Raw genomic sequence first — 20,632 nt, 5'->3', positions numbered from 1 at the left:
ACGTGGAGTGCATGCCAATGTGGGAGGGGGCTTGCCCCCGATAGCGGTCTACAGATCAATCAAGGCGCAGGATTCGGATGATCCTTCTGAATCGCCTCAATCCCTTCCAGTACTTCCTTCGACAGCGTCAGATCAGCACTGGCGATGTTGCTGTCCAGTTGCTCCAGCGACGTTGCGCCAATAATGTTGCTGGTCACGAACGGTTGCTGGGTCACGAACGCCAACGCCATCTGCGCCGGGTCCAGGCCATGCTCCCGAGCCAGTGCAACATATCGGCTGCAAGCCGCTTCCGACTGCGGGTTGAAGTAACGGCTGAAACGGCTGTATTCCGTCAGACGCGCTTTCGCCGGGCGTGCACCACCTTCGTATTTACCGCTGAGCATGCCGAATGCCAGGGGCGAGTAGGCCAGCAGGCCGCACTGTTCACGAATGGCGACTTCCGCCAGGCCCACTTCAAAGCTGCGGTTGAGCAGGTTGTAGGGATTCTGGATCGACACTGCACGGGGCCAGCCACGGGCTTCGGCCAAAGCGAGGAATTTCATGGTGCCCCATGGGGTTTCATTGGACAGGCCGATGTGGCGAATCTTGCCGGCTTTTACCTGTTCGTCCAGCGCTTCGAGGGTTTCTTCCAGTGGGGTGAGGTCGTCTTCGTCCTTGTGCTTGTAGCTCAGTTGGCCGAAGAAATTGGTGCTGCGCTCTGGCCAGTGCAATTGATAGAGGTCGATCCAGTCTGTTTGCAGGCGCTTGAGGCTGGCGTCCAAGGCGTCGACGATGTGCTTGCGGTTGTGGCGCAGGTGGCCATCGCGGATGTAGTCGATGGTGTTGCCGGGGCCGGCGATCTTGCTGGCGAGGATCCAGTCGGCACGGTCGCCACGGCTTTTGAAGTAATTACCGATATAACGCTCGGTGGTGGCATAGGTGTCGGCCTTGGGCGGCACCGGGTACATTTCGGCCGTGTCGAGGAAGTTGACCCCCGCGGCCTTGGCTCGCTCGATCTGCGCGAAGGCCTCTGCCTCGCTGTTTTGCTCGCCCCAGGTCATGGTGCCCAAGGCTATCGCGCTCACGTTCAGATCCGTACGGCCCAGCTGTCGATAATCCATCGGGTACTCCTTCGGGGAAAACAATCATAAAAGCAGGTTGAATTTTTTTTCGCAATCTGCATAATTGCCCACCTCTTTCTGCAGTGGAAGTGATGCGCCGCCTGCCGAAGAATCTTGCCGTTGAACGGACGCGCCGACCCGAGCCCCCGATAGCGTCTGTATCCGGCTGCCTTTGACTTGTCAAAGTACGCACTATTCAGTAAGATCCGCCGTCTAATTTACAGGGCGGCCCCTGAGGCTATTAAAGAATGACAACTTTTACTGCAAAACCGGAAACAGTTCAGCGCGACTGGTTTGTCGTCGACGCCGCTGGTCAGACCCTGGGTCGTCTGGCCACTGAAGTCGCCAGCCGTCTGCGTGGCAAGCACAAGCCTGAGTACACCCCTCACGTTGATACCGGTGACTACATCGTGATCATCAACGCTGAGCAGGTACGTGTTACCGGCAACAAAGCGCAAGACAAAATGTACTACCGTCACTCCGGTTTCCCAGGCGGTATCAAGTCTTCGAACTTCGAAGGCCTGATCTCCAAGAAGCCTGAAGCCCCGATCGAAATCGCGGTCAAAGGTATGCTGCCTAAGGGCCCACTGGGTCGCGATATGTTTCGCAAGCTGAAAGTCTATGCGGGCGCTGTACACCCTCATGCTGCTCAGCAGCCCCAAGAACTGAAGTTTTAACGGAATAGTTCATTATGTCGGCGACTCAAAATTACGGCACTGGCCGTCGCAAAACCGCAACCGCACGCGTTTTCCTGCGTCCGGGCACTGGCAACATCTCGATCAACAACCGCACTCTGGAAAATTTCTTCGGTCGCGAAACTGCCCGCATGGTAGTTCGTCAGCCGCTGGAACTGACCGAGACTGTTGAGAAGTTCGACATCTATGTCACCGTTATCGGTGGCGGTGTAAGTGGTCAAGCTGGCGCAATTCGCCACGGTATCACTCGCGCTCTGATGCAGTACGACGAAACCCTGCGTGGCGCTCTGCGCAAAGCTGGCTTCGTTACTCGCGATGCTCGTGAAGTTGAACGTAAGAAAGTCGGTCTGCGTAAAGCGCGTAAGCGTCCGCAGTACTCGAAGCGTTAATTCGCTTTACGTTCCACAAAAACGCCCAGCCTCCTCACGGAGCTGGGCGTTTTTTATTGCCTGCGATTTATCTAGATTTTTCGCCGTGACAACTTGCCACATCCGTAGACCCCCTATACTACAAGGCCTGGAGGCAGAGCCTCGGGCAATTCCCTTGTCATACGTGGGGCTTTTCATTACCATCCGACAAAATTTTTATAAGTAAAGATTCAATACTTAGTAGACGCCTGATTTAACAGGCCAAAAAGCTGATGGGAGAGGACTGAATGAGCAATGACGGCGTGAATGCAGGCCGGCGTCGCTTCTTAGTAGCAGCCACATCCGTGGTGGGTGCTGCAGGAGCGGTGGGGGCTGCGGTCCCGTTCGTGGGGTCATGGTTTCCCAGTGCCAAGGCGAAAGCCGCAGGTGCACCGGTGAAGGTGAATGTCAGCAAGATCGAGCCAGGCCAGCAGATGATTGCTGAGTGGCGCGGCCAGCCAGTCTTCATCGTTCGTCGTACTGAGGAAATCCTGGGGAATCTGAAAAAGATCGAAGGCCAGTTGTCTGACCCAAAATCTGAGAATTCCGACCAACCCGCCTACGCCAAAAACGAAGTGCGCTCGATCAAACCAGAGATTCTGCTACTGGTTGGTCTATGTACCCATCTGGGGTGCTCGCCCACCTTCCGCCCGGAAGTAGCGCCGGCAGATCTGGGGAAGGACTGGGTCGGCGGCTATTTCTGCCCGTGCCACGGTTCTCACTACGACCTCGCCGGTCGTGTCTACAAGTCCCAGCCTGCTCCTTTGAACCTGCCCGTGCCTCCGCATACCTACGAAACTGACGACCTTATTGTCATTGGCCTCGATAAGGAGAACGCGTGATGAGCAAGTTCATGGATTGGGTAGATGCGCGCTTCCCCGCCACTAAGATGTGGGAAGACCATCTCAGCAAGTACTACGCGCCAAAAAACTTCAACTTCTTCTACTTCTTCGGCTCCCTGGCCCTTCTGGTGCTGGTCAACCAGATCGTGACCGGTGTATGGCTGACGATGAGTTACACCCCGTCAGCGGAGGAGGCGTTTGCTTCCGTTGAAGGCATCATGCGTGACGTCAATCATGGCGCGATCCTTCGATTGCTACATGCCGTGGGTGCGTCGATGTTCTTCATCGTCGTATATCTGCATATGTTCCGCGGCCTGCTCTACGGTTCGTACCAGAAACCCCGCGAGTTAGTGTGGGTCTTCGGCATGCTGATCTACCTGGCGCTGATGGCCGAAGCCTTCATGGGTTACCTGTTACCTTGGGGGCAGATGTCTTACTGGGGCGCCCAGGTGATCATCTCGCTGTTCGGCGCGATCCCGGTTATCGGCAACGATCTGACCCAGTGGATTCGTGGTGACTACCTGATCTCCGGTATCACCCTGAACCGCTTCTTTGCCTTGCACGTGGTGGCCTTGCCTATCGTGATCCTAGGCTTGGTGGTTCTGCACATCTTGGCGTTGCACGAAGTTGGCTCTAACAACCCGGACGGCGTGGACATCAAGAAGCACAAGGATGAGAACGGCATCCCGCTGGATGGAATCCCATTCCACCCGTACTACACCGTGAAAGACATCGTCGGCGTGGTCGTGTTCTTGTTCGTGTTCTGCTCGATCGTGTTCTTTTTCCCGGAGATGGGCGGTTATTTCCTGGAGAAGCCGAACTTCGAACAGGCCAACGCCTTCAAGACACCTGAGCACATTGCCCCGGTTTGGTATTTCACGCCGTTCTACGCAATCTTGCGGGCCATCCCCGACAAGCTCATGGGCGTGATCGCCATGGGTGCAGCCATTGCCGTGCTGTTCGTGTTGCCTTGGCTCGATCGAAGTCCGGTCAAATCCATGCGCTACAAAGGCTGGCTGAGCAAGATCTGGTTGTGGGTGTTCTGCATTTCGTTCGTGATCCTGGGTGTGTTGGGCGTATTGGCGCCAACTCCTGAACGTACGTTGCTGTCGCAGGTCTGCACCTTCCTGTACTTCGCCTACTTCATTCTGATGCCGTTCTATACCCGGCTTGAGAAGACCAAACCGGTTCCGGAAAGGGTGACTGGCTGATGAAAAAATTATTCGTTGCATTGATGCTTGCGGCGCTGCCGCTACTGTCCTTCGCTGCCGAGCACGGTGGTCCGGAGCTGGAAAAAGTCGATATCGACGTGTCTGACAAGGCTGCCATGCAAGACGGCGCGCGTACGTTCGCCAACTATTGCATGGGCTGTCACAGTGCCAAGTTCCAGCGGTACGAGCGGGTTGCCGATGATTTGGGCATTCCCCACGAACTGATGTTGGATAAGCTGGTGTTCACCGGTGCCAAGATTGGCGACCACATGAATATCGGTATGCAACCGGCGGACGCCAAGGCCTGGTTCGGCGCCGCACCGCCTGATCTGACCCTGGTAGCCCGTGTGCGCGGCACCGACTGGCTGTACGGCTACCTGAAGTCGTTCTACGAAGATCCGGCCCGGCCTTATCGCGTGAACAACCGAGTATTCCCGAACGTCGGCATGCCTAACGTTCTGGTCGGCCTTCAGGGCAAGCAAGTGGTAGGATGCAAGCAGATCCAGGTCGTTGAAGACGGTAAGAAGCAATATGATCCGTTGACCGGTACGCCTTTGACTCATGAAGCGTGCGATCAACTGAAGATCGAAACCCCCGGTTCGCTGACTGACGAGCAGTTCGACGAGAAGGTCAAGAACCTCGTGACCTTCCTGGCCTACTCGGCCAACCCGGTCAAACTGCAGCACCAGCGCATCGGTACTTACGTCTTGCTGTACCTGGCTTTCTTCTTCGTATTCGCCTATCTGCTCAAACGCGAATACTGGAAGGATGTGCATTGATCCAACCGTAAGCAATTGCTGTTAATCTTGCGCGCCCAGCGGCATCTCTGAATACGTAGCGAACGGGTTAACCCGCCGTTACAGAGATGCTCTCTGGGCGCGCTCGTTTTTGAGCTTCCGATAATTTCAACAAGCGAGGAGGACCGCCATGGGCGTGACCAATCGGTTGGCCTGTTACTCCGACCCCGCCGACCACTATTCCCACCGAGTACGTATCGTGCTCGCAGAGAAGGGTGTCAGCGCCGAGATCATCAGTGTGGAGGCGGGCCGTCATCCGCCAAAACTGATCGAAGTGAACCCTTACGGCAGCTTGCCCACCCTGGTCGATCGTGACCTGGCGTTGTGGGAGTCGACCGTGGTGATGGAATACCTGGATGAGCGTTACCCTCATCCGCCTTTGCTGCCGGTATATCCGGTGGCGCGTGCCAACAGTCGCCTGCTGATCCATCGGATCCAGCGCGACTGGTGTGGGCTGGTGGATGTGATTCTGGATTCGCGCAGCAAAGAGGCGGCCCGTGTCGTGGCGCGTAAGGAATTGCGCGAGAGCCTGACCGGCGTTTCGCCGTTGTTCGCCGATAAACCTTTTTTCCTCAGCGAGGAACAAAGTTTGGTGGATTGCTGCCTATTACCGATACTCTGGCGTTTGCCGATTCTCGGTATTGAACTGCCGCGGCCGGCCAAGCCGCTGCTTGATTACATGGAGCGCCAGTTTGCGCGTGAGGCTTTCCAGGCAAGTCTGTCTGGTGTCGAACGCGATATGCGCTAAGGCTTAAGGAGCCGTTGATGAACTCCAGTCGACCTTACCTGGTCCGCGCGCTCTACGAGTGGATTGTGGATAACGATTGCACCCCGCACATGCTGGTCAATTCCGAATTTCCTGCGGTTCAGGTACCGCAGGGTTTTGCCAGTGACGGGCAGATTGTGCTCAATGTATCGCCGAGTGCCGTGCGCCACCTGCACATGGACAATGAGGCGGTCAGTTTCGAAGGGCGTTTTGGCGGTGTACCGCACACGCTCTACGTGCCGATTGGCGCCATTCTTGGGATTTATGCTCGGGAAAATGGTCAGGGCATGGTGTTTGATCTGGAGTCACCTTTCGAGGGCGACGAATCGATCGAAAGCGAAGAAGGTGATGATCTGCCACCACCAGATGCCGAGCCACCGCGTCCTAGCGGCCGGCCTAGCCTGAAAGTGGTGAAGTAATCGGCGTTTGCCTTCGGGTGTGCCTGAAAAATGCCTCGATTTGTGTCGGGGCATTTTTTTGCGTGAAGGATATAAGTGAAAGTCGCGACTGAACGGTGATCGTACAACCGCCATGGGCTATGATGCCTCTTTACTCAACCGAGATAGATGATTCCACATGGAAAACGCCAGCACCGCCCTTCGTCTTCCCCGCAAGCGCCGCAGCCTTGCCCAGGAATTGGTCACGGTGCTGTCTGAGCAGATCCGTGACGGCGAACTCAAACGGGGCGACAAGCTGCCCACGGAGTCCGCGATCATGGAAGCCCATGGCGTCAGTCGCACCGTAGTGCGCGAAGCCATCTCACGTTTGCAGGCGGCGGGGCAGGTGGAAACCCGTCATGGTATCGGCACTTTCGTGCTGGACACGCCGAGCCCCAGCGGTTTCCGGATTGATCCCGCCACGGTCGTGACCCTGCGCGATGTGTTGGCGATTCTGGAGTTGCGTATCAGCCTGGAAGTCGAGTCTGCCGGCCTGGCGGCCCTGCGTCGTAGCGAAGAGCAGTTGGCTGCGATGCGTGCAGCACTCGATGCGTTGAATGAAAGCGCCGCGCACGCCGGCGATGCCGTCGCCTCAGACTTCGCATTTCACCTGGAAATCGCACTCTCCACCGGCAACCGTTACTTCACCGACATCATGACGCACCTGGGCACCAGCATCATTCCACGTACCCGCTTGAATTCGGCGCGCCTGGCCCATGATGATCAACAGCATTACATGGGGCGCCTGAGCCGTGAGCACGAAGAGATTTACGAGGCGATTGCCCGCCAGGACTCAGATGCGGCGCGGGCGGCGATGCGTTTGCACCTGACTAACAGCCGTGAACGGCTGCGCCATGCCCATGAAGAGGCTGAAAGGGCAGGCTGATCAAGCCGCCGCTGGTTGGTATCACTGGGCGGCTTGGTGATCAGGGTGTCTAGCGTGGCGATGTGCCATTCAGCGTTTTTCTATGACTGTTGCCTGGATTGGATATAGGCAGCCAATTCGTCCAGTGTTGGTTTCTCGGCCACGTCGTCGGGCAGTTGTAAATGAAGCTCCGTCATTGACGAGTTGATCACCCGAAGCCTTTCTTTCTTGTCAGCGATCAGCTCAGCCAAAGGCCTATCGGGATCAAAGTCTTGATCTTTTTCATCCCGACTGGCTTCGAAACCGGATGCCAGTAGGCCGAAAATTTCATCAGTGGTTTTCATGAAGCACCTCTCTTCTCAGTATGAGTTCTAGAAGCAGAATCAAGCACGGACTGGAACCTGCGCCACGTTACGACCTCTTGATGTTCGTGGTGTCAGTTCCGTTGTCGGCATATTCGGAATGGGGCATGGCGACGTCCTGATGCGGCGACTTCAGGTATCAGGAGAGCTACAGCGAATCGCCTCAGGAGCTAATGCCTTAGCCCCTGAGGTTTGTTATCCCTCGTGTATGAACTGTGCATAACTGTTAGAAAGCACAGTATCGACAAGCGGTACTGTCTAGGTCTGAGGACTCGGCTTGTAGTCCTTAAGCAACAAATACGTACTCCACCCCCACCAATCATTGGTCCAATGCTTGTCGTTCAGGTCATTCACGTCCTTGCGGCGCAGCACTTTGTCACCCTCCATCTTGAACAATGGCGAAAAGTTATTTGCCGGGTTCTGTGCTGCGTTCAAATCCGGCACATACAGTGGAGCCTTGAAGTTGGCCGGGGAGGGCGCGATACCACTGATGAAGGTCTCAAAGATCTCGTCTGCGGATGCCTGAACGGCGCGTTTGACCTGTGCTCGATTGTTTGCGTCAACGGTATCGAAATAGCGCTTATCTCCATAGGCGTGCCACTCATCACCTATGGCATTGCGCACCTTCAGCCCGAATTTGCTGTCTTCATCGTGCATGAAGCGACTGATCAGCGAGCCCAACTCTTCCGGCGTGACCACCGCCGCCAGTTGCTTGCGTGGCACCCGCAAGTGGCCCGCGGAAAACAGATCGGTCAAGAAGTGATCAGCAAAACTGTTCATGGCATACGCCAGTTCCAGTGCCTGATCGGTACCGGTTTGATGCGCTATCACGGCCTGTTGCAACGCTGCCGTATGCCCCGCCAGGTAGGCCGATAGCGCCCATTCGCCGAAGTGATCGGCGTTGTCCGCCGCCAGTTTCAGGTAACGGCCCAGCGGAACCAGCGCCGATACCGTACTGCCGCCCCCGGTGATTCGGTTCCATTCCTCGGACAACGTATCACCCAGCGCGTCATAGGCTTCATGGGGTTGTTTGCCATCTTTAATGGCTTGATTGACCGCGCTGATTTCCTTTTGCATCACCGCGAGAATCTTTCCTGCTTCATCCCGTGAGGCCGGCAACACTGCCAGCGAGTTAAAGGCGGCGGTGAAGCGTTGCACGCGCTCGGCAGGGGAGGCGCCATCGCTGATCGGCTTGCCAGGAATGCCATAGAAGTCACCGCCCAGGGCAATCACTTGGCCGTAAGTCAGTGCCAGCCCATTGGGTAGGTGCAGTTCGACTTGCCGGGCGGGAATCGCCGGGGCGTTCGTGTTGAAGCGCAACAGTGTGTCGTCGCCGATGGCGGTGTGTTCGCCACCTTCGAATCGCAGGATCGGTTGAGTTTTTTCGGGTGCTACGAGATCAAGATCTGACATGTTAGCTCCTTGCTATGTCGTAGGAATCTTCCGTAATGGCTGTATGTATATACAGTACTGACGAGCATAGAGGATAAATTTCCTACGTCAAGAACGCTTCTATCAACACCGTTTAAACCGAAGGCCGATGAATTGCAGTTGACGAATCTTTTTATAGTTGTACGATGACGTACGACATCACCAAAACCAACAACAATCTTTCGACAGAAAGTCTTTACCCAGGGTGTTCGAATAATGAATCCACAAGAGCTGAAGTCCATCCTCTCCCACGGTCTGCTGTCTTTCCCGGTGACCGATTTCAACGCCCAGGGTGACTTCCACCAAGCGGGCTATATCAAGCGTCTTGAATGGCTGGCCCCTTACGGCGCCACCGCATTGTTCGCCGCAGGCGGCACGGGTGAGTTTTTCTCCCTGGCGGCCAGCGAATATTCCCAAGTGGTAAAGACCGCTGTTGATACTTGCGCCACCAGCGTGCCGATCCTCGCCGGTGTTGGCGGTTCGACACGCCAAGCCATCGAATATGCCCAAGAGGCTGAACGCCTGGGCGCCAAAGGTCTGTTGTTGCTGCCCCACTACCTCACCGAAGCCAGTCAGGACGGCGTTGCAGCCCACGTTGAAGCAGTGTGCAAATCGGTGAAAATCGGTGTGGTGGTCTACAACCGTAACGTGTGCCGCCTGACCGCTCCGTTGCTGGAGCGTTTGGCCGAGCGCTGCCCGAACCTGATCGGCTACAAGGATGGCCTGGGCGATATCGAGTTGATGGTGTCGATCCGCCGCCGTTTGGGCGATCGTTTCAGCTACCTCGGCGGCCTGCCGACTGCAGAGGTTTACGCCGCTGCCTACAAGGCTCTGGGCGTGCCGGTGTACTCCTCGGCGGTGTTCAACTTCATCCCGAAAACCGCGATGGACTTCTATCACGCTATTGCCAAGGATGATCACGCCACCGTCGCCAAGATCATCGACGACTTCTTCCTGCCTTACCTGGACATCCGTAACCGCAAGTCCGGCTATGCCGTGAGTATCGTCAAGGCAGGCGCAAAAATCGCTGGCTATGACGCAGGCCCAGTGCGTACGCCGCTGACCGACCTGCTGCCGGAAGAATACGAAGCCTTGGCCGCGCTGATCGACAAGCAAGGTCCGCAATAACCCATTCACAAGGCCGCTGAGTAATCAGCGGCCTTTTGCGTCAGGAGAAGATTCGTGTCCCAAGTCCAACGTTACGAAAACTACATCAACGGCCAATGGGTAACCGGCGCCGACTACTGCACCAACCTCAATCCCTCGGAGTTGTCTGATGTCATTGGTGAATACGCCAAGGCTGACGTCACTCAAGTCAACGCTGCCATCGACGCCGCCCGCGCAGCATTTCCGGCGTGGTCCACGTCCGGTATCCAGGCGCGTCATGATGCGTTGGATAAAGTTGGCAGCGAAATCCTCGCGCGCCGTGAAGAGCTCGGCACCCTGCTGGCCCGGGAAGAGGGCAAGACCTTGCCTGAAGCCATCGGCGAAGTGACCCGCGCCGGTAACATTTTCAAGTTCTTCGCCGGTGAGTGCCTGCGTTTGTCCGGCGACTACGTGCCGTCGGTACGCCCGGGTGTCAACGTTGAAGTCACCCGTGAAGCGCTCGGTGTGGTCGGCCTGATCACGCCGTGGAACTTCCCGATCGCCATTCCTGCATGGAAGATCGCCCCGGCGCTTGCTTACGGCAACTGCGTAGTCATCAAGCCGGCCGAACTGGTACCGGGCTGCGCCTGGGCCCTCGCAGAAATTATCTCCCGCGCCGGTTTCCCTGCCGGTGTGTTCAATCTGGTGATGGGCAGCGGCCGCGTGGTAGGCGACGTGCTGGTCAACAGTCCGAAAGTCGACGGCATCAGCTTCACCGGCTCCGTCGGTGTGGGCCGTCAGATCGCCGTCAGCTGCGTGTCGCGCCAGGCCAAAGTGCAGTTGGAAATGGGCGGCAAGAATCCGCAGATCATTCTCGACGACGCCGACCTCAAGCAAGCTGTCGAGCTGTCGGTACAGAGCGCGTTCTACTCCACTGGCCAGCGTTGCACCGCGTCCAGCCGTTTGATCGTCACCGCTGGTATTCACGACCAGTTCGTCGCGGCCATGGCCGAGCGCATGAAGTCGATCAAGGTTGGCCACGCGTTGAAAAGCGGTACCGACATCGGTCCGGTGGTTTCCCAAGCTCAGTTGGATCAGGACTTGAAATACATCGACATTGGCCAAAGCGAAGGCGCGCGGCTGGTCAGCGGTGGCGGCCTGGTGACGTGTGACACTGAGGGTTACTACTTGGCACCGACGCTGTTTGCCGACAGCGAAGCCGCCATGCGCATCAGCCGTGAAGAAATTTTCGGTCCAGTGGCAAACGTTGTGCGCGTTGCGGACTACGAGGCTGCACTGGCCATGGCCAACGACACCGAATTCGGTTTGTCGGCGGGCATTGCGACCACATCGTTGAAATACGCCAACCACTTCAAGCGCCACTCCCAGGCTGGGATGGTGATGGTCAACCTGCCCACGGCAGGCGTGGATTACCACGTTCCGTTCGGTGGCCGTAAAGGCTCGTCCTATGGCTCGCGGGAGCAAGGTCGCTATGCACAAGAGTTCTACACAGTGGTGAAAACCAGCTACATCGGCTCGTAAGACGCTGCACCCAGTGGGGGCCGGACGCCTGCCGGCTCCCACGCTAAAAACACAAAACTATTACCCGCAAAAAAAATAATTAGTGGGAGTACTTCTACATGCAAGCGACCAAGCCGACTCACGTCCGCTATTTGATCCTGCTCATGCTGTTCCTGGTGACCACGATCAACTACGCCGACCGGGCCACCATCGCCATCGCAGGCTCCAGCCTGCAGAAAGACCTCGGCATCGACGCGGTCACCCTCGGTTATATCTTCTCTGCATTCGGTTGGGCCTACGTGGCCGGGCAAATTCCCGGTGGCTGGCTGCTGGACCGATTCGGCTCGAAAAAAGTCTACGCCCTGAGCATCTTCACCTGGTCACTGTTCACCGTGCTGCAAGGTTATGTCGGTGAGTTCGGTGTATCCACCGCGGTTGTTGCGCTGTTCATGCTGCGCTTTATGGTGGGCCTGGCCGAAGCGCCTTCCTTCCCGGGTAACGCTCGGATTGTGGCGGCCTGGTTCCCCACCGCCGAGCGCGGTACGGCCTCGGCGATCTTCAACTCGGCGCAGTACTTCGCCACGGTGTTGTTCGCGCCGCTGATGGGCTGGATCGTCTACCGCTTTGGCTGGCAGCACGTGTTTATCGTGATGGGCGTGATCGGCATCGTGTTCTCGCTGATCTGGCTGAAAGTGATCCACAGCCCGCGCCAGCACCCGATGATCAACGAAGCTGAGCTCAACCACATCGCTGCCAATGGCGCGATGGTCGATATGGATCAGGACAAAGGCAAGGGTAAGAAAACCGACGGGCCGAAGTGGGATTACATCCGCCAGTTGCTGACCAACCGCATGATGTTAGGCGTGTACCTGGGCCAGTACTGCATCAATGGCATCACTTACTTCTTCCTGACCTGGTTCCCGGTGTACCTGGTGCAGGACCGTGGCATGACCATCCTCAAGGCCGGTTTCATCGCCTCGTTACCGGCGATCTGCGGGTTTATCGGTGGCGTGCTGGGTGGGGTCATTTCCGACTACCTGCTGCGCAAAGGCCATTCGCTGACGTTCGCCCGCAAGGCGCCGATCATTGCGGGCTTGCTGGTCTCCAGTAGCATCATCGCGTGTAACTACGTTGACGTTGAATGGATGGTGGTGGGCTTCATGGCGTTGGCCTTCTTTGGCAAAGGCGTTGGCGCACTGGGTTGGGCGGTGGTGTCCGACACTTCGCCGAAACAAATCGCCGGCCTCAGTGGTGGCTTGTTCAACACCTTCGGTAATCTGGCTTCTATCACCACGCCTATCGTGATCGGCTACATCATCAGCACCACCGGTTCCTTTAAATGGGCCCTGGTGTTTGTCGGCGCCAATGCACTGGTGGCGGTGTTCAGCTATCTGGTCATCGTCGGTCCGATCAAACGTGTAGTACTCAAAGAGCCGCCAACCAAGGGGCCAGAGTTGACCAACCTAACCGAAGCGCATTCCTGAGGGGCCCCGTGATGCAGTTGATTGAACATGCCGACTCGCCGCGTTCCATTCGTTTGCACGAGCGCGACAACGTAGTGATCGTGGTCAATGACCAGGGCGTACCGGCCGGTACCGAGTTTCCGGACGGCCTGGTGACCGTGGATTTCATCCCCCAGAGCCATAAAGTGACCCTGGAAGACATCCCCGAAGGCGGTCAGATTATTCGCTACGGCCAGACCATCGGTTACGCCCTGGCGCCGATTCCGCGCGGCAGTTGGGTCCAGGAAGATCAATTGCGCATGCCGACCGCGCCACCGCTGGACAGCTTGCCGCTGTCCACCGAGGTGCCCGAAACCCAGGCGCCGCTGGAGGGGTTTACCTTCGAGGGCTATCGCAACGCCGACGGTACTGTGGGCACGCGTAACATCCTTGGCATCACCACCACGGTGCAGTGTGTGACCGGGGTGCTGGACCATGCGGTCAAGCGCATCAAGGATGAATTGCTGCCCAAGTACCCACACGTCGATGACGTAGTGGCGCTGACCCACAGCTACGGCTGCGGGGTGGCGATCACTGCGACAGATGCGTACATCCCGATCCGTACCGTACGCAACCTGGCGCGCAACCCGAACCTGGGCGGCGAAGCCCTGGTGATCAGTCTGGGTTGCGAGAAATTGCAGGCCGGGCAGGTGATGCACGACAACGACAGCTCGGTCGACCTGAGCGAGCCGTGGCTGTATCGGTTGCAGGATTCCAGCCACGGCTTTACCGAGATGATCGAGCAGATCATGGACTTGGCCGAAGTCCGCCTGAAGAAGCTCGACCAGCGCCGCCGGGAAACCGTGCCGGCATCCGAACTGATCCTGGGTATGCAGTGCGGCGGCAGTGATGCGTTTTCCGGCATCACCGCCAACCCCGCGCTGGGTTACGCCTCTGACTTGTTGTTGCGGGCTGGGGCGACGGTTATGTTTTCCGAAGTGACCGAAGTCCGCGATGCCATCTACCTGCTGACTTCTCGTGCGCAAACAAAGGAAGTTGCCGAGGAGTTGGTCAGGGAAATGGACTGGTACGACCGTTACCTGGCCAAAGGCGAAGCAGATCGCAGCGCCAATACCACGCCGGGCAACAAGAAGGGTGGGCTGTCGAATATTGTCGAGAAGTCCTTGGGTTCCATCGTCAAGTCCGGCAGCAGCGCGATCAACGGCGTGCTGGGTCCGGGTGAGCGCTTCAAGAGCAAGGGCCTGATTTTTTGTGCGACGCCGGCCAGCGACTTTGTCTGCGGTACGCTGCAATTGGCGGCGGGGATGAACCTGCATGTGTTTACCACCGGGCGTGGCACGCCGTACGGGCTGGCAATGGCGCCGGTGGTGAAGGTGTCGACCCGTACGGAGCTGGCGCAGCGCTGGCCGGACCTCATCGATATCGACGCCGGGCGCATCGCTACCGGGCGTGCGAGTATCGAGGAGCTGGGTTGGGAGTTGTTCCACTTCTATCTGGATGTGGCCAGCGGTAAGAAAAAGACCTGGGCGGAGCATCACAAGCTGCATAACGACATCACGTTGTTTAACCCGGCGCCGATTACCTGAGACCGAGTCGCCTGCATCGGGGGCAAGGCCCCTCCCACAGTTTGACCGCGTTTATCTTGTAGGAATGCGGTCGAGTGTGGGAGGGTCGGTGCGACGATTCAACTTGCCCCCGATAGCGGTCTACCGGGCGCCGTTGGGCTGTATGGCTTATCATTAGCCACCTAACGACGCTCACCAAGGTTCTCCCCGGCATGCTGGCTATCTTCCTCACCACCCTCACCATCACCGCGCCGGTATTTGCCATGCTGTTCCTGGGTGTGCTGCTCAAGCGCATCAACTGGATCAACGACAACTTTATCCACACGGCTTCGTCCCTGGTGTTCAACGTCACCATGCCGGCGTTGCTGTTCCTGGGCATCCTGCATGCCGACCTGCACTCGGCGCTCAAACCGGGTTTGCTGATCTATTTTGCCGTCGCCACGCTGGCGAGCTTTGCCCTGGCTTGGGGTTGGGCGATTTTTCGCTGCAAGCGTGAAGACCGGGGCATCTACACTCAGGGCGCGTTTCGCGGCAATAACGGGGTGATCGGCCTGGCCCTGGCCGCCAGCATGTACGGCGACTACGGCATTTCCCTCGGCGCGATTCTCGCGGCGCTGGTCATCCTGTTCTACAACACCCTGTCGACCATCGTGCTGGCGGTGTACAGCCCGGTGATCAAGTCCGACCCGTGGAGTATCTGTAAAAGTGTGGTGGCCAACCCGCTGATCATCAGCGTCATCGTGGCGGCGCCGTTCGCGTATTTTCAGATTGGCCTGCCGGGCTGGTTGGAAAAATCCATGCAGTACCTGGCGGATACCACCTTGCCGCTGGCCTTGATTTGCATTGGCGGCACTTTGTCACTGGCGGCGTTGCGCAAGAGCGGCAATATGGCGCTGAGCGCGAGCTTGATGAAGATGGTCTGGCTGCCGGTTGTCGCGACCTTGGGCGCGTGGCTGCTGGGCTTTCGCGGTCCGGAGTTGGGGATTCTGTTCCTGTACTTCGGCGCGCCGACGGCCGCTGCAAGTTTCGTGATGGCCAGGGCGGCCGAGGGGAATCATGAGCTGGCGGCGGCGATTATCGTGATCACTACGCTGATGGCGGCAGTGACCACGAATATTGGGATTTTCGTATTGCAGGCGGGTGGCTGGATCTAGCCTTCCTTCTGGTAGCTGTCGATCACTTCCTGGGCCGCGCGGAACGCATCAATCGCAGCCGGTACACCGGCATACACCGCGCAATGCAGCAGCGCTTCGCGAATTTCCTCCACAGTACAGCCGTTGTTCAACGCGCCACGCACGTGGCCTTTGAGCTCCTGCGGGCACTTGAGCGCGGTGAGGGCGGCGAGGGTGATCAGGCTGCGCGTCTTCAGCGGCAAACCTTCGCGGTTCCACACACTGCCCCACGCATGTTCATTGACGAAATCCTGCAGCGGCTGGGTGAAGTCGGTGGTGTTGCCCAGGGCGCGGTCGACGAATACATCGCCCATGACCTGGCGACGCATCTCAACCCCGGGCTTTTTCTGATCGGTCATTTCGATTCCCTCTTGTGTTGGCGGCGCCAGGCGCGCAGCGAGGTGAATAGCAGGATCACCACCAGCGCTGGCAGGACGTAATACAGCATCAATTGTTCAAGCTTGTTGGCCAGGGGCATGCCGGTGGTAAACGACATCACGTGCAGCCCATACGCCAGGTACAGGCCCAGCAATACCAGACCTTCGGCGCGGGTGACGCGGTAGCCGGTATAAAACACCGGCAGGCACAGCACCACCACGCCGAGCATCACCGGCAGGTCGAAATCCAGGGCGTTGGGCGACACCGACAGTGGCGATGGCGCCAGCAGCGCGGTTAGACCCAACACGCCCAGCAGGTTGAACAGGTTGCTGCCGATCACGTTGCCCACGGCAATTTCTCGCTGGCCGCGCAGGGCGGCAATCAGTGAGGTCGCGAGGCACGGCAGCGAGGTACCGACGCCGATAAGCGTCAGGCCGATGATGCGTTCCGACAAACCCAGGTCGCTGGCCACGTCCACCGCCGCACCGAGCAGCAGGTGGCCGGCTAGCACCAGGATCAGAAAACCGCCGAGCATCAGCAATACACTGCTCAGCCAGGGCGCCTGGGTCACGGTGTCCAGCGTGCGTGGACGCCGCGAGTGGCGGGTCTGGTAGTGCAGCACGCCAAGGTAGGCCATCAACGCAATCAGCAGCAGAAGACCATCGAGCGGCGTCAGTTCTTCATTGGCTGCAAGGGTAAACACCAGCAGGCCGGCGAGGATCATTACCGGTATATCCAGGCGTACCAACTGACGCGAGACTCGCAAGGGGATGATCAGCGCCGACAGGCCAAGGGTCACCAGGATGTTGAAGATGCTGCTGCCGATTACGCTGCCCACGGCGATGTCGGTATTGCCGGCCAGGGTGGCCTGCAGGCTGACGGTCATCTGTGGCGCGCTGCTGCCGAAGGCCACGATCGTCAGGCCGATGATTAACGGTCGCACTTTGAGGCTGGCCGCCAGGCGCACCGCGGCGCGCACCAGGATTTCGGCGCCGATGATCAGCAGCACAAGCCCGCTGATCAGTTCGAGCAGGCTCCAGGGCGAGAGGGCGGTTAATCCGAAAATGGCCAGGGCTCCGTCTTCAGTTGCTCAGGGCTTGCACGCGAACCCGTGCAGTGCCGCTGCTCAGCATACCCAGTTGCTCGGCAGCCTTGCGTGAAAGATCAATCAAGCGCCCGCGGGTATGCGGGCCGCGATCATTGATGCGCACAACGACGGATTTGTCGTTGTCGAGATTAGTAACCTTGACCTGGGTGCCGAAGGGCAATTGCCGGTGGGCGGCGGTCAGGGCGTTCTGGTTGAAAGGTTCACCGCTGGCTGTTTTCTTGCCATGGTGCCGGGCTCCGTAATAGGAGGCGGTGCCGGTTTCGTCGTAGCCGTTGGGGTTGATGAGGCCGCTGGCGCAGCCGGCCAGTAGTGAAAACAGGGCGCATAGGCCTAATAGACGCTTCATTATCAAGGTGCCCCCATCACAAATATGGGAGGGGGCTCGTCGCCGATAGCGGTGATTCAGTCAAAACAGTAATGACTGACACTCCGCCATCGGGGGCAAGCCCCCTCCCACCGCGGGTCCGAGTTAAGCGTGAATTCTCACCCGGACCATTCATCGCATTCAGCCTTCGAGCTTGCTTTTCAGCAGTTCGTTCACCTGTTGTGGGTTGGCCTTGCCTTTGGAGGCTTTCATGGCCTGGCCGACAAAGAAGCCGAACATCTTGCCGCGCTTGGCTTCGTCTGCCGCTCGGTATTGCTCGACCTGTTCGGCGTTGGCCGCCAGCATCTCATCCAGCACCGCCGAGATTGCGCCGCTGTCGGTGACTTGCTTCAGGCCGCGCTTCTCGATGATCTCGTCGGCGCTGCCTTCACCGCTCGCCATGGCTTCAAACACGGTCTTGGCGATTTTGCCGGAGATGGTGTTGTCCTTGATGCGCAGCAGCATGCCGCCCAACTGCTCAGCGGTCACCGGGGCTTCGTCGATTTCCAGGCCCTGCTTGTTCAGCAGGCTGCCCAGCTCAACCATCACCCAGTTGGCCGCCAGCTTGGCGTCACCGGCAATGCTCACGACTTTTTCGAAGTAGTCGGCTTGCTCGCGGCTGGACGCCAATACGCTGGCATCGTAGACCGACAGGCCGAACTGCTCCTGGAAGCGCTCGCGTTTTTGCGGAGGCAATTCCGGCAGGGTTGCGCGGATGTCATTGAGGAACGAATCCTCAAGCACCACCGGCAACAGGTCCGGATCGGGGAAGTAACGGTAGTCGTTGGCTTCCTCTTTGCTGCGCATGGCGCGGGTTTCGTCTTTGTTCGGGTCGTACAGGCGGGTCTGCTGGATCACCTTGCCGCCGTCTTCGATCAGTTCGATCTGGCGACGTACTTCGGTGTTGATCGCCTTCTCGATGAAGCGGAACGAGTTGACGTTCTTGATCTCGCAGCGGGTGCCGTACTCGGCCTGGCCTTTTGGCCGCACCGACACGTTGCAGTCACAGCGTAGTGAGCCTTCTGCCATGTTGCCGTCGCAGATGCCCAGGTAGCGGACCAGCGCGTGGATGGTCTTTACGTAGGCCACGGCTTCCTTGGCGCTGCGCATGTCCGGCTCGGACACGATCTCCAGTAGCGGAGTGCCGGCGCGGTTCAGGTCGATCCCGGTGGCGCCGTTGAATTCTTCATGCAGGCTCTTGCCAGCGTCTTCTTCAAGGTGCGCACGGGTCACGCCGACACGCTTGATGGTGCCGTCTTCCAACGGGATGTCCAGGTAGCCCTTGCCGACAATTGGCAGTTCCATCTGGCTGATCTGGTAGCCCTTGGGCAGGTCCGGGTAGAAGTAGTTTTTGCGCGCGAACACGTTGTGCTGACCGATCTCGGCGTCAATCGCCAGGCCGAACATCACCGCCATGCGTACCGCTTCCTGGTTCAGCACCGGCAATACGCCGGGCATGCCCAGGTCTACCAGGCTCGCCTGGGTGTTGGGCTCGGAGCCGAACGTGGTGGCGCTACCGGAGAAAATCTTCGATTGGGTGGCGAGCTGGGTATGAATCTCCAGCCCGATCACAACTTCCCATTGCATAGTGTTCTCCTCAGAAGCCGTTAGGGGTGCGAGTGTGCCAGTCGGTGTTCAACTGGTACTGGTGCGCCACATTGAGCAGGCGGCCTTCTTGGAAGTACGGCGCGAGCAGTTGCACGCCCACCGGCAGGCCATCGACGAAGCCGGCGGGCATGGACAAGCCCGGCAAGCCCGCGAGGTTGGCGGTGATGGTGTAGAGGTCTTCCAGGTACTCGGCAATCGGGTCGCCGGTCTTGGCGCCGATCTTCCAGGCCGGGTTCGGCGTGGTTGGGCCGAGGATCACGTCGACTTCTTCAAAGGCAGCCATGAAGTCGTTCTTGATCAGGCGACGGATTTTTTGCGCCTTGAGGTAGTACGCGTCGTAGTAGCCGGCCGACAGGGCGTAGGCACCGACCATAATGCGGCGTTGAACTTCGGCGCCGAAACCTTCGCCACGGGAGCGTTTGTACAGGTCGGTCAGGTCCTTCGGGTTTTCGCAGCGGTAGCCGAAGCGCACGCCGTCGAAACGCGACAGGTTGGACGAAGCTTCCGCCGGCGCGATCACGTAGTACGCAGGAATGGCGTGCTGGTTGTTCGGCAGGCTGATTTCCTTGATCACGGCGCCCAGGCCTTCCAGCGTCTTGACGCTGTTGTGCACCAATTCGGCGATACGCGGGTCGAGACCGGCGCTGAAGTATTCCTTCGGCACGCCGATGCGCAGGCCTTTGAGCGAGGTATTCAGGCTGCTGCTGTAGTCCGGGACTGGCTCATCGATGCTTGTGGAGTCCTGCGGATCAAAGCCAGCCATGCCTTGTAACAAAATCGCGCAGTCTTCGGCGGTGCGGGCCAGAGGGCCGCCCTGATCGAGGCTGGATGCGTAGGCGATCATGCCCCAACGGGAAACGCGACCGTAAGTCGGCTTCAAACCGGTGAGGTTGGTGAAGGCGGCTGGTTGGCGAATGGAGCCGCCGGTGTCAGTGGCCGTGGCGGCCGGGAGGAGGCGCGCGGCAACGGCGGCGGCGGAACCACCGGACGAACCGCCCGGCACGTGTTCCAGGTTCCACGGGTTTTTCACCGCGCCGTAGTAGCTCGACTCGTTGGCCGAACCCATGGCGAATTCGTCCATGTTGGTTTTGCCCAGGGTCACGGCCCCAGCAGCGGCCAGCTTGGATACCACGGTGGCGTCGTAGGGCGCTTTAAAGTTGTCGAGCATCCTCGAGCCGCAACTGGTGCGAATACCCTGGGTGCAGAACAGGTCTTTGTGGGCGATAGGTGCGCCCAGCAGCGCGCCATTTTCACCGTTGGCGCGACGTACGTCGGCGGCCTTGGCCTGGCTCAGGGCCAGCTCTTCGGTGATGCTGATGAAGCTGTTGACCTTGGGATCGAGCTCGGCGATACGCGCCAGCAGGGTCTTGGTCAGCTCTTCGGAAGAAAACGTTTTGTCGGCGAGACCGCGGGCGATCTCGGCCAGAGTCATGTGATGCATTGCAGGCTCTTTC

The 20,632-nt window shown here is 58.5% G+C and carries 21 protein-coding genes; 13 read left to right on the top strand and 8 right to left on the bottom strand.

Annotation, left to right across the window (positions count from 1 at the left end; all coding sequences use genetic code 11):
• Positions 1 to 59: 59 nt before the first annotated feature.
• Positions 60 to 1,100 (bottom strand): NADP(H)-dependent aldo-keto reductase, encoded by a 1,041-nt coding sequence (locus ACVWXD_RS20355; protein WP_457371279.1) that lies wholly within the window; start codon positions 1,098 to 1,100, stop codon positions 60 to 62.
• 248 nt (positions 1,101 to 1,348) lie between these two features.
• Here ACVWXD_RS20355 and rplM point away from each other — a divergent pair, with 248 nt between their 5' ends.
• The 8 genes from rplM to ACVWXD_RS20315 all read left to right on the top strand — a co-directional run bounded on the left by rplM (position 1,349) and on the right by ACVWXD_RS20315 (position 7,141).
• Entirely contained in the window at positions 1,349 to 1,777 is a 429-nt protein-coding gene (rplM, locus tag ACVWXD_RS20350) for a 50S ribosomal protein L13 (RefSeq protein WP_003171742.1), read from the top strand.
• Between the two features lie 14 nt (positions 1,778 to 1,791).
• A complete protein-coding gene (rpsI, locus tag ACVWXD_RS20345) occupies positions 1,792 to 2,184 on the top strand; it encodes a 30S ribosomal protein S9 (RefSeq protein WP_003216038.1) in 393 nt (130 codons plus the stop codon).
• Between the two features lie 266 nt (positions 2,185 to 2,450).
• On the top strand, positions 2,451 to 3,044 hold the full coding sequence (gene petA, locus ACVWXD_RS20340) for a ubiquinol-cytochrome c reductase iron-sulfur subunit (protein ID WP_032886243.1): 594 nt from the start codon (positions 2,451 to 2,453) through the stop codon (positions 3,042 to 3,044).
• Positions 3,044 to 4,255 carry a cytochrome b gene (locus ACVWXD_RS20335; RefSeq protein ID WP_032886244.1) on the top strand — a complete coding sequence of 404 codons (1,212 nt, stop codon included), beginning with the start codon at positions 3,044 to 3,046 and terminating at the stop codon, positions 4,253 to 4,255. The genes petA and ACVWXD_RS20335 overlap by 1 nt, the downstream gene beginning before the upstream one ends.
• The gene (locus ACVWXD_RS20330) at positions 4,255 to 5,034 is read left to right on the top strand and encodes a cytochrome c1 (protein WP_095183832.1); all 780 of its coding nucleotides are present in this window, start codon (positions 4,255 to 4,257) and stop codon (positions 5,032 to 5,034) included. Before ACVWXD_RS20335 ends, ACVWXD_RS20330 begins: the two co-directional genes overlap by 1 nt.
• Positions 5,035 to 5,182: 148 nt before the next feature.
• Positions 5,183 to 5,800 carry a glutathione S-transferase N-terminal domain-containing protein gene (locus ACVWXD_RS20325; protein WP_032886246.1) on the top strand — a complete coding sequence of 206 codons (618 nt, stop codon included), beginning with the start codon at positions 5,183 to 5,185 and terminating at the stop codon, positions 5,798 to 5,800.
• A gap of 17 nt (positions 5,801 to 5,817) precedes the next feature.
• The gene (locus ACVWXD_RS20320; RefSeq protein WP_181642847.1) at positions 5,818 to 6,237 is read left to right on the top strand and encodes a ClpXP protease specificity-enhancing factor; all 420 of its coding nucleotides are present in this window, start codon (positions 5,818 to 5,820) and stop codon (positions 6,235 to 6,237) included.
• 157 nt (positions 6,238 to 6,394) lie between these two features.
• Positions 6,395 to 7,141, top strand: a complete 747-nt coding sequence (locus ACVWXD_RS20315; RefSeq protein ID WP_457371278.1) for a FadR/GntR family transcriptional regulator — start codon at positions 6,395 to 6,397, stop codon at positions 7,139 to 7,141.
• An 80-nt stretch (positions 7,142 to 7,221) separates the two neighbouring features.
• Here the strand turns inward: ACVWXD_RS20315 and ACVWXD_RS20310 are convergent, their stop codons facing one another.
• Positions 7,222 to 7,464: a hypothetical protein gene (locus ACVWXD_RS20310; protein WP_032886249.1), complete on the bottom strand. Its 243-nt coding sequence runs from the start codon at positions 7,462 to 7,464 to the stop codon at positions 7,222 to 7,224.
• A 276-nt stretch (positions 7,465 to 7,740) separates the two neighbouring features.
• Positions 7,741 to 8,895, bottom strand: coding sequence for a phospholipase (locus ACVWXD_RS20305; RefSeq protein WP_457371277.1), 1,155 nt, complete (start codon positions 8,893 to 8,895; stop codon positions 7,741 to 7,743).
• A 234-nt stretch (positions 8,896 to 9,129) separates the two neighbouring features.
• Between ACVWXD_RS20305 and kdgD the strand changes: the two genes are divergently transcribed.
• The 5 genes from kdgD (at position 9,130) to ACVWXD_RS20280 (ending at position 15,702) form a co-directional block, all read left to right on the top strand.
• Positions 9,130 to 10,041, top strand: a complete 912-nt coding sequence (kdgD, locus tag ACVWXD_RS20300; protein WP_032886251.1) for a 5-dehydro-4-deoxyglucarate dehydratase — start codon at positions 9,130 to 9,132, stop codon at positions 10,039 to 10,041.
• A 54-nt stretch (positions 10,042 to 10,095) separates the two neighbouring features.
• On the top strand, positions 10,096 to 11,541 hold the full coding sequence (locus ACVWXD_RS20295; protein ID WP_032886252.1) for an aldehyde dehydrogenase family protein: 1,446 nt from the start codon (positions 10,096 to 10,098) through the stop codon (positions 11,539 to 11,541).
• A 98-nt stretch (positions 11,542 to 11,639) separates the two neighbouring features.
• On the top strand, positions 11,640 to 13,004 hold the full coding sequence (locus tag ACVWXD_RS20290; protein ID WP_032886253.1) for an MFS transporter: 1,365 nt from the start codon (positions 11,640 to 11,642) through the stop codon (positions 13,002 to 13,004).
• 11 nt (positions 13,005 to 13,015) lie between these two features.
• The gene (garD, locus tag ACVWXD_RS20285; protein WP_032886254.1) at positions 13,016 to 14,569 is read left to right on the top strand and encodes a galactarate dehydratase; all 1,554 of its coding nucleotides are present in this window, start codon (positions 13,016 to 13,018) and stop codon (positions 14,567 to 14,569) included.
• A gap of 191 nt (positions 14,570 to 14,760) precedes the next feature.
• Positions 14,761 to 15,702 carry an AEC family transporter gene (locus tag ACVWXD_RS20280; RefSeq protein WP_122755590.1) on the top strand — a complete coding sequence of 314 codons (942 nt, stop codon included), beginning with the start codon at positions 14,761 to 14,763 and terminating at the stop codon, positions 15,700 to 15,702.
• Here ACVWXD_RS20280 and ACVWXD_RS20275 read toward each other — a convergent pair.
• From ACVWXD_RS20275 to gatA, 5 genes are all read right to left on the bottom strand, one after another.
• A complete protein-coding gene (locus ACVWXD_RS20275) occupies positions 15,699 to 16,079 on the bottom strand; it encodes a carboxymuconolactone decarboxylase family protein (RefSeq protein ID WP_457371276.1) in 381 nt (126 codons plus the stop codon). The two genes, ACVWXD_RS20280 and ACVWXD_RS20275, sit on opposite strands and share 4 nt — an antisense overlap.
• Positions 16,076 to 17,122, bottom strand: a complete 1,047-nt coding sequence (locus ACVWXD_RS20270; RefSeq protein WP_122755591.1) for a calcium/sodium antiporter — start codon at positions 17,120 to 17,122, stop codon at positions 16,076 to 16,078. The genes ACVWXD_RS20275 and ACVWXD_RS20270 overlap by 4 nt, the downstream gene beginning before the upstream one ends.
• Positions 17,123 to 17,180: 58 nt before the next feature.
• A complete protein-coding gene (locus ACVWXD_RS20265) occupies positions 17,181 to 17,552 on the bottom strand; it encodes a septal ring lytic transglycosylase RlpA family protein (RefSeq protein ID WP_032886258.1) in 372 nt (123 codons plus the stop codon).
• Between the two features lie 159 nt (positions 17,553 to 17,711).
• A complete protein-coding gene (gene gatB / locus ACVWXD_RS20260) occupies positions 17,712 to 19,157 on the bottom strand; it encodes an Asp-tRNA(Asn)/Glu-tRNA(Gln) amidotransferase subunit GatB (RefSeq protein ID WP_032886259.1) in 1,446 nt (481 codons plus the stop codon).
• Positions 19,158 to 19,167: 10 nt separating this feature from the next.
• Positions 19,168 to 20,619 carry an Asp-tRNA(Asn)/Glu-tRNA(Gln) amidotransferase subunit GatA gene (gatA, locus tag ACVWXD_RS20255; protein ID WP_457371275.1) on the bottom strand — a complete coding sequence of 484 codons (1,452 nt, stop codon included), beginning with the start codon at positions 20,617 to 20,619 and terminating at the stop codon, positions 19,168 to 19,170.
• Positions 20,620 to 20,632: the final 13 nt, after the last annotated feature.

This window comes from Pseudomonas sp. TE3911 (assembly GCF_054062775.1).
The sequence above is the reverse complement of the archived record's forward strand: the minus strand, read 5'-3'. Positions and strand labels throughout refer to the sequence as shown.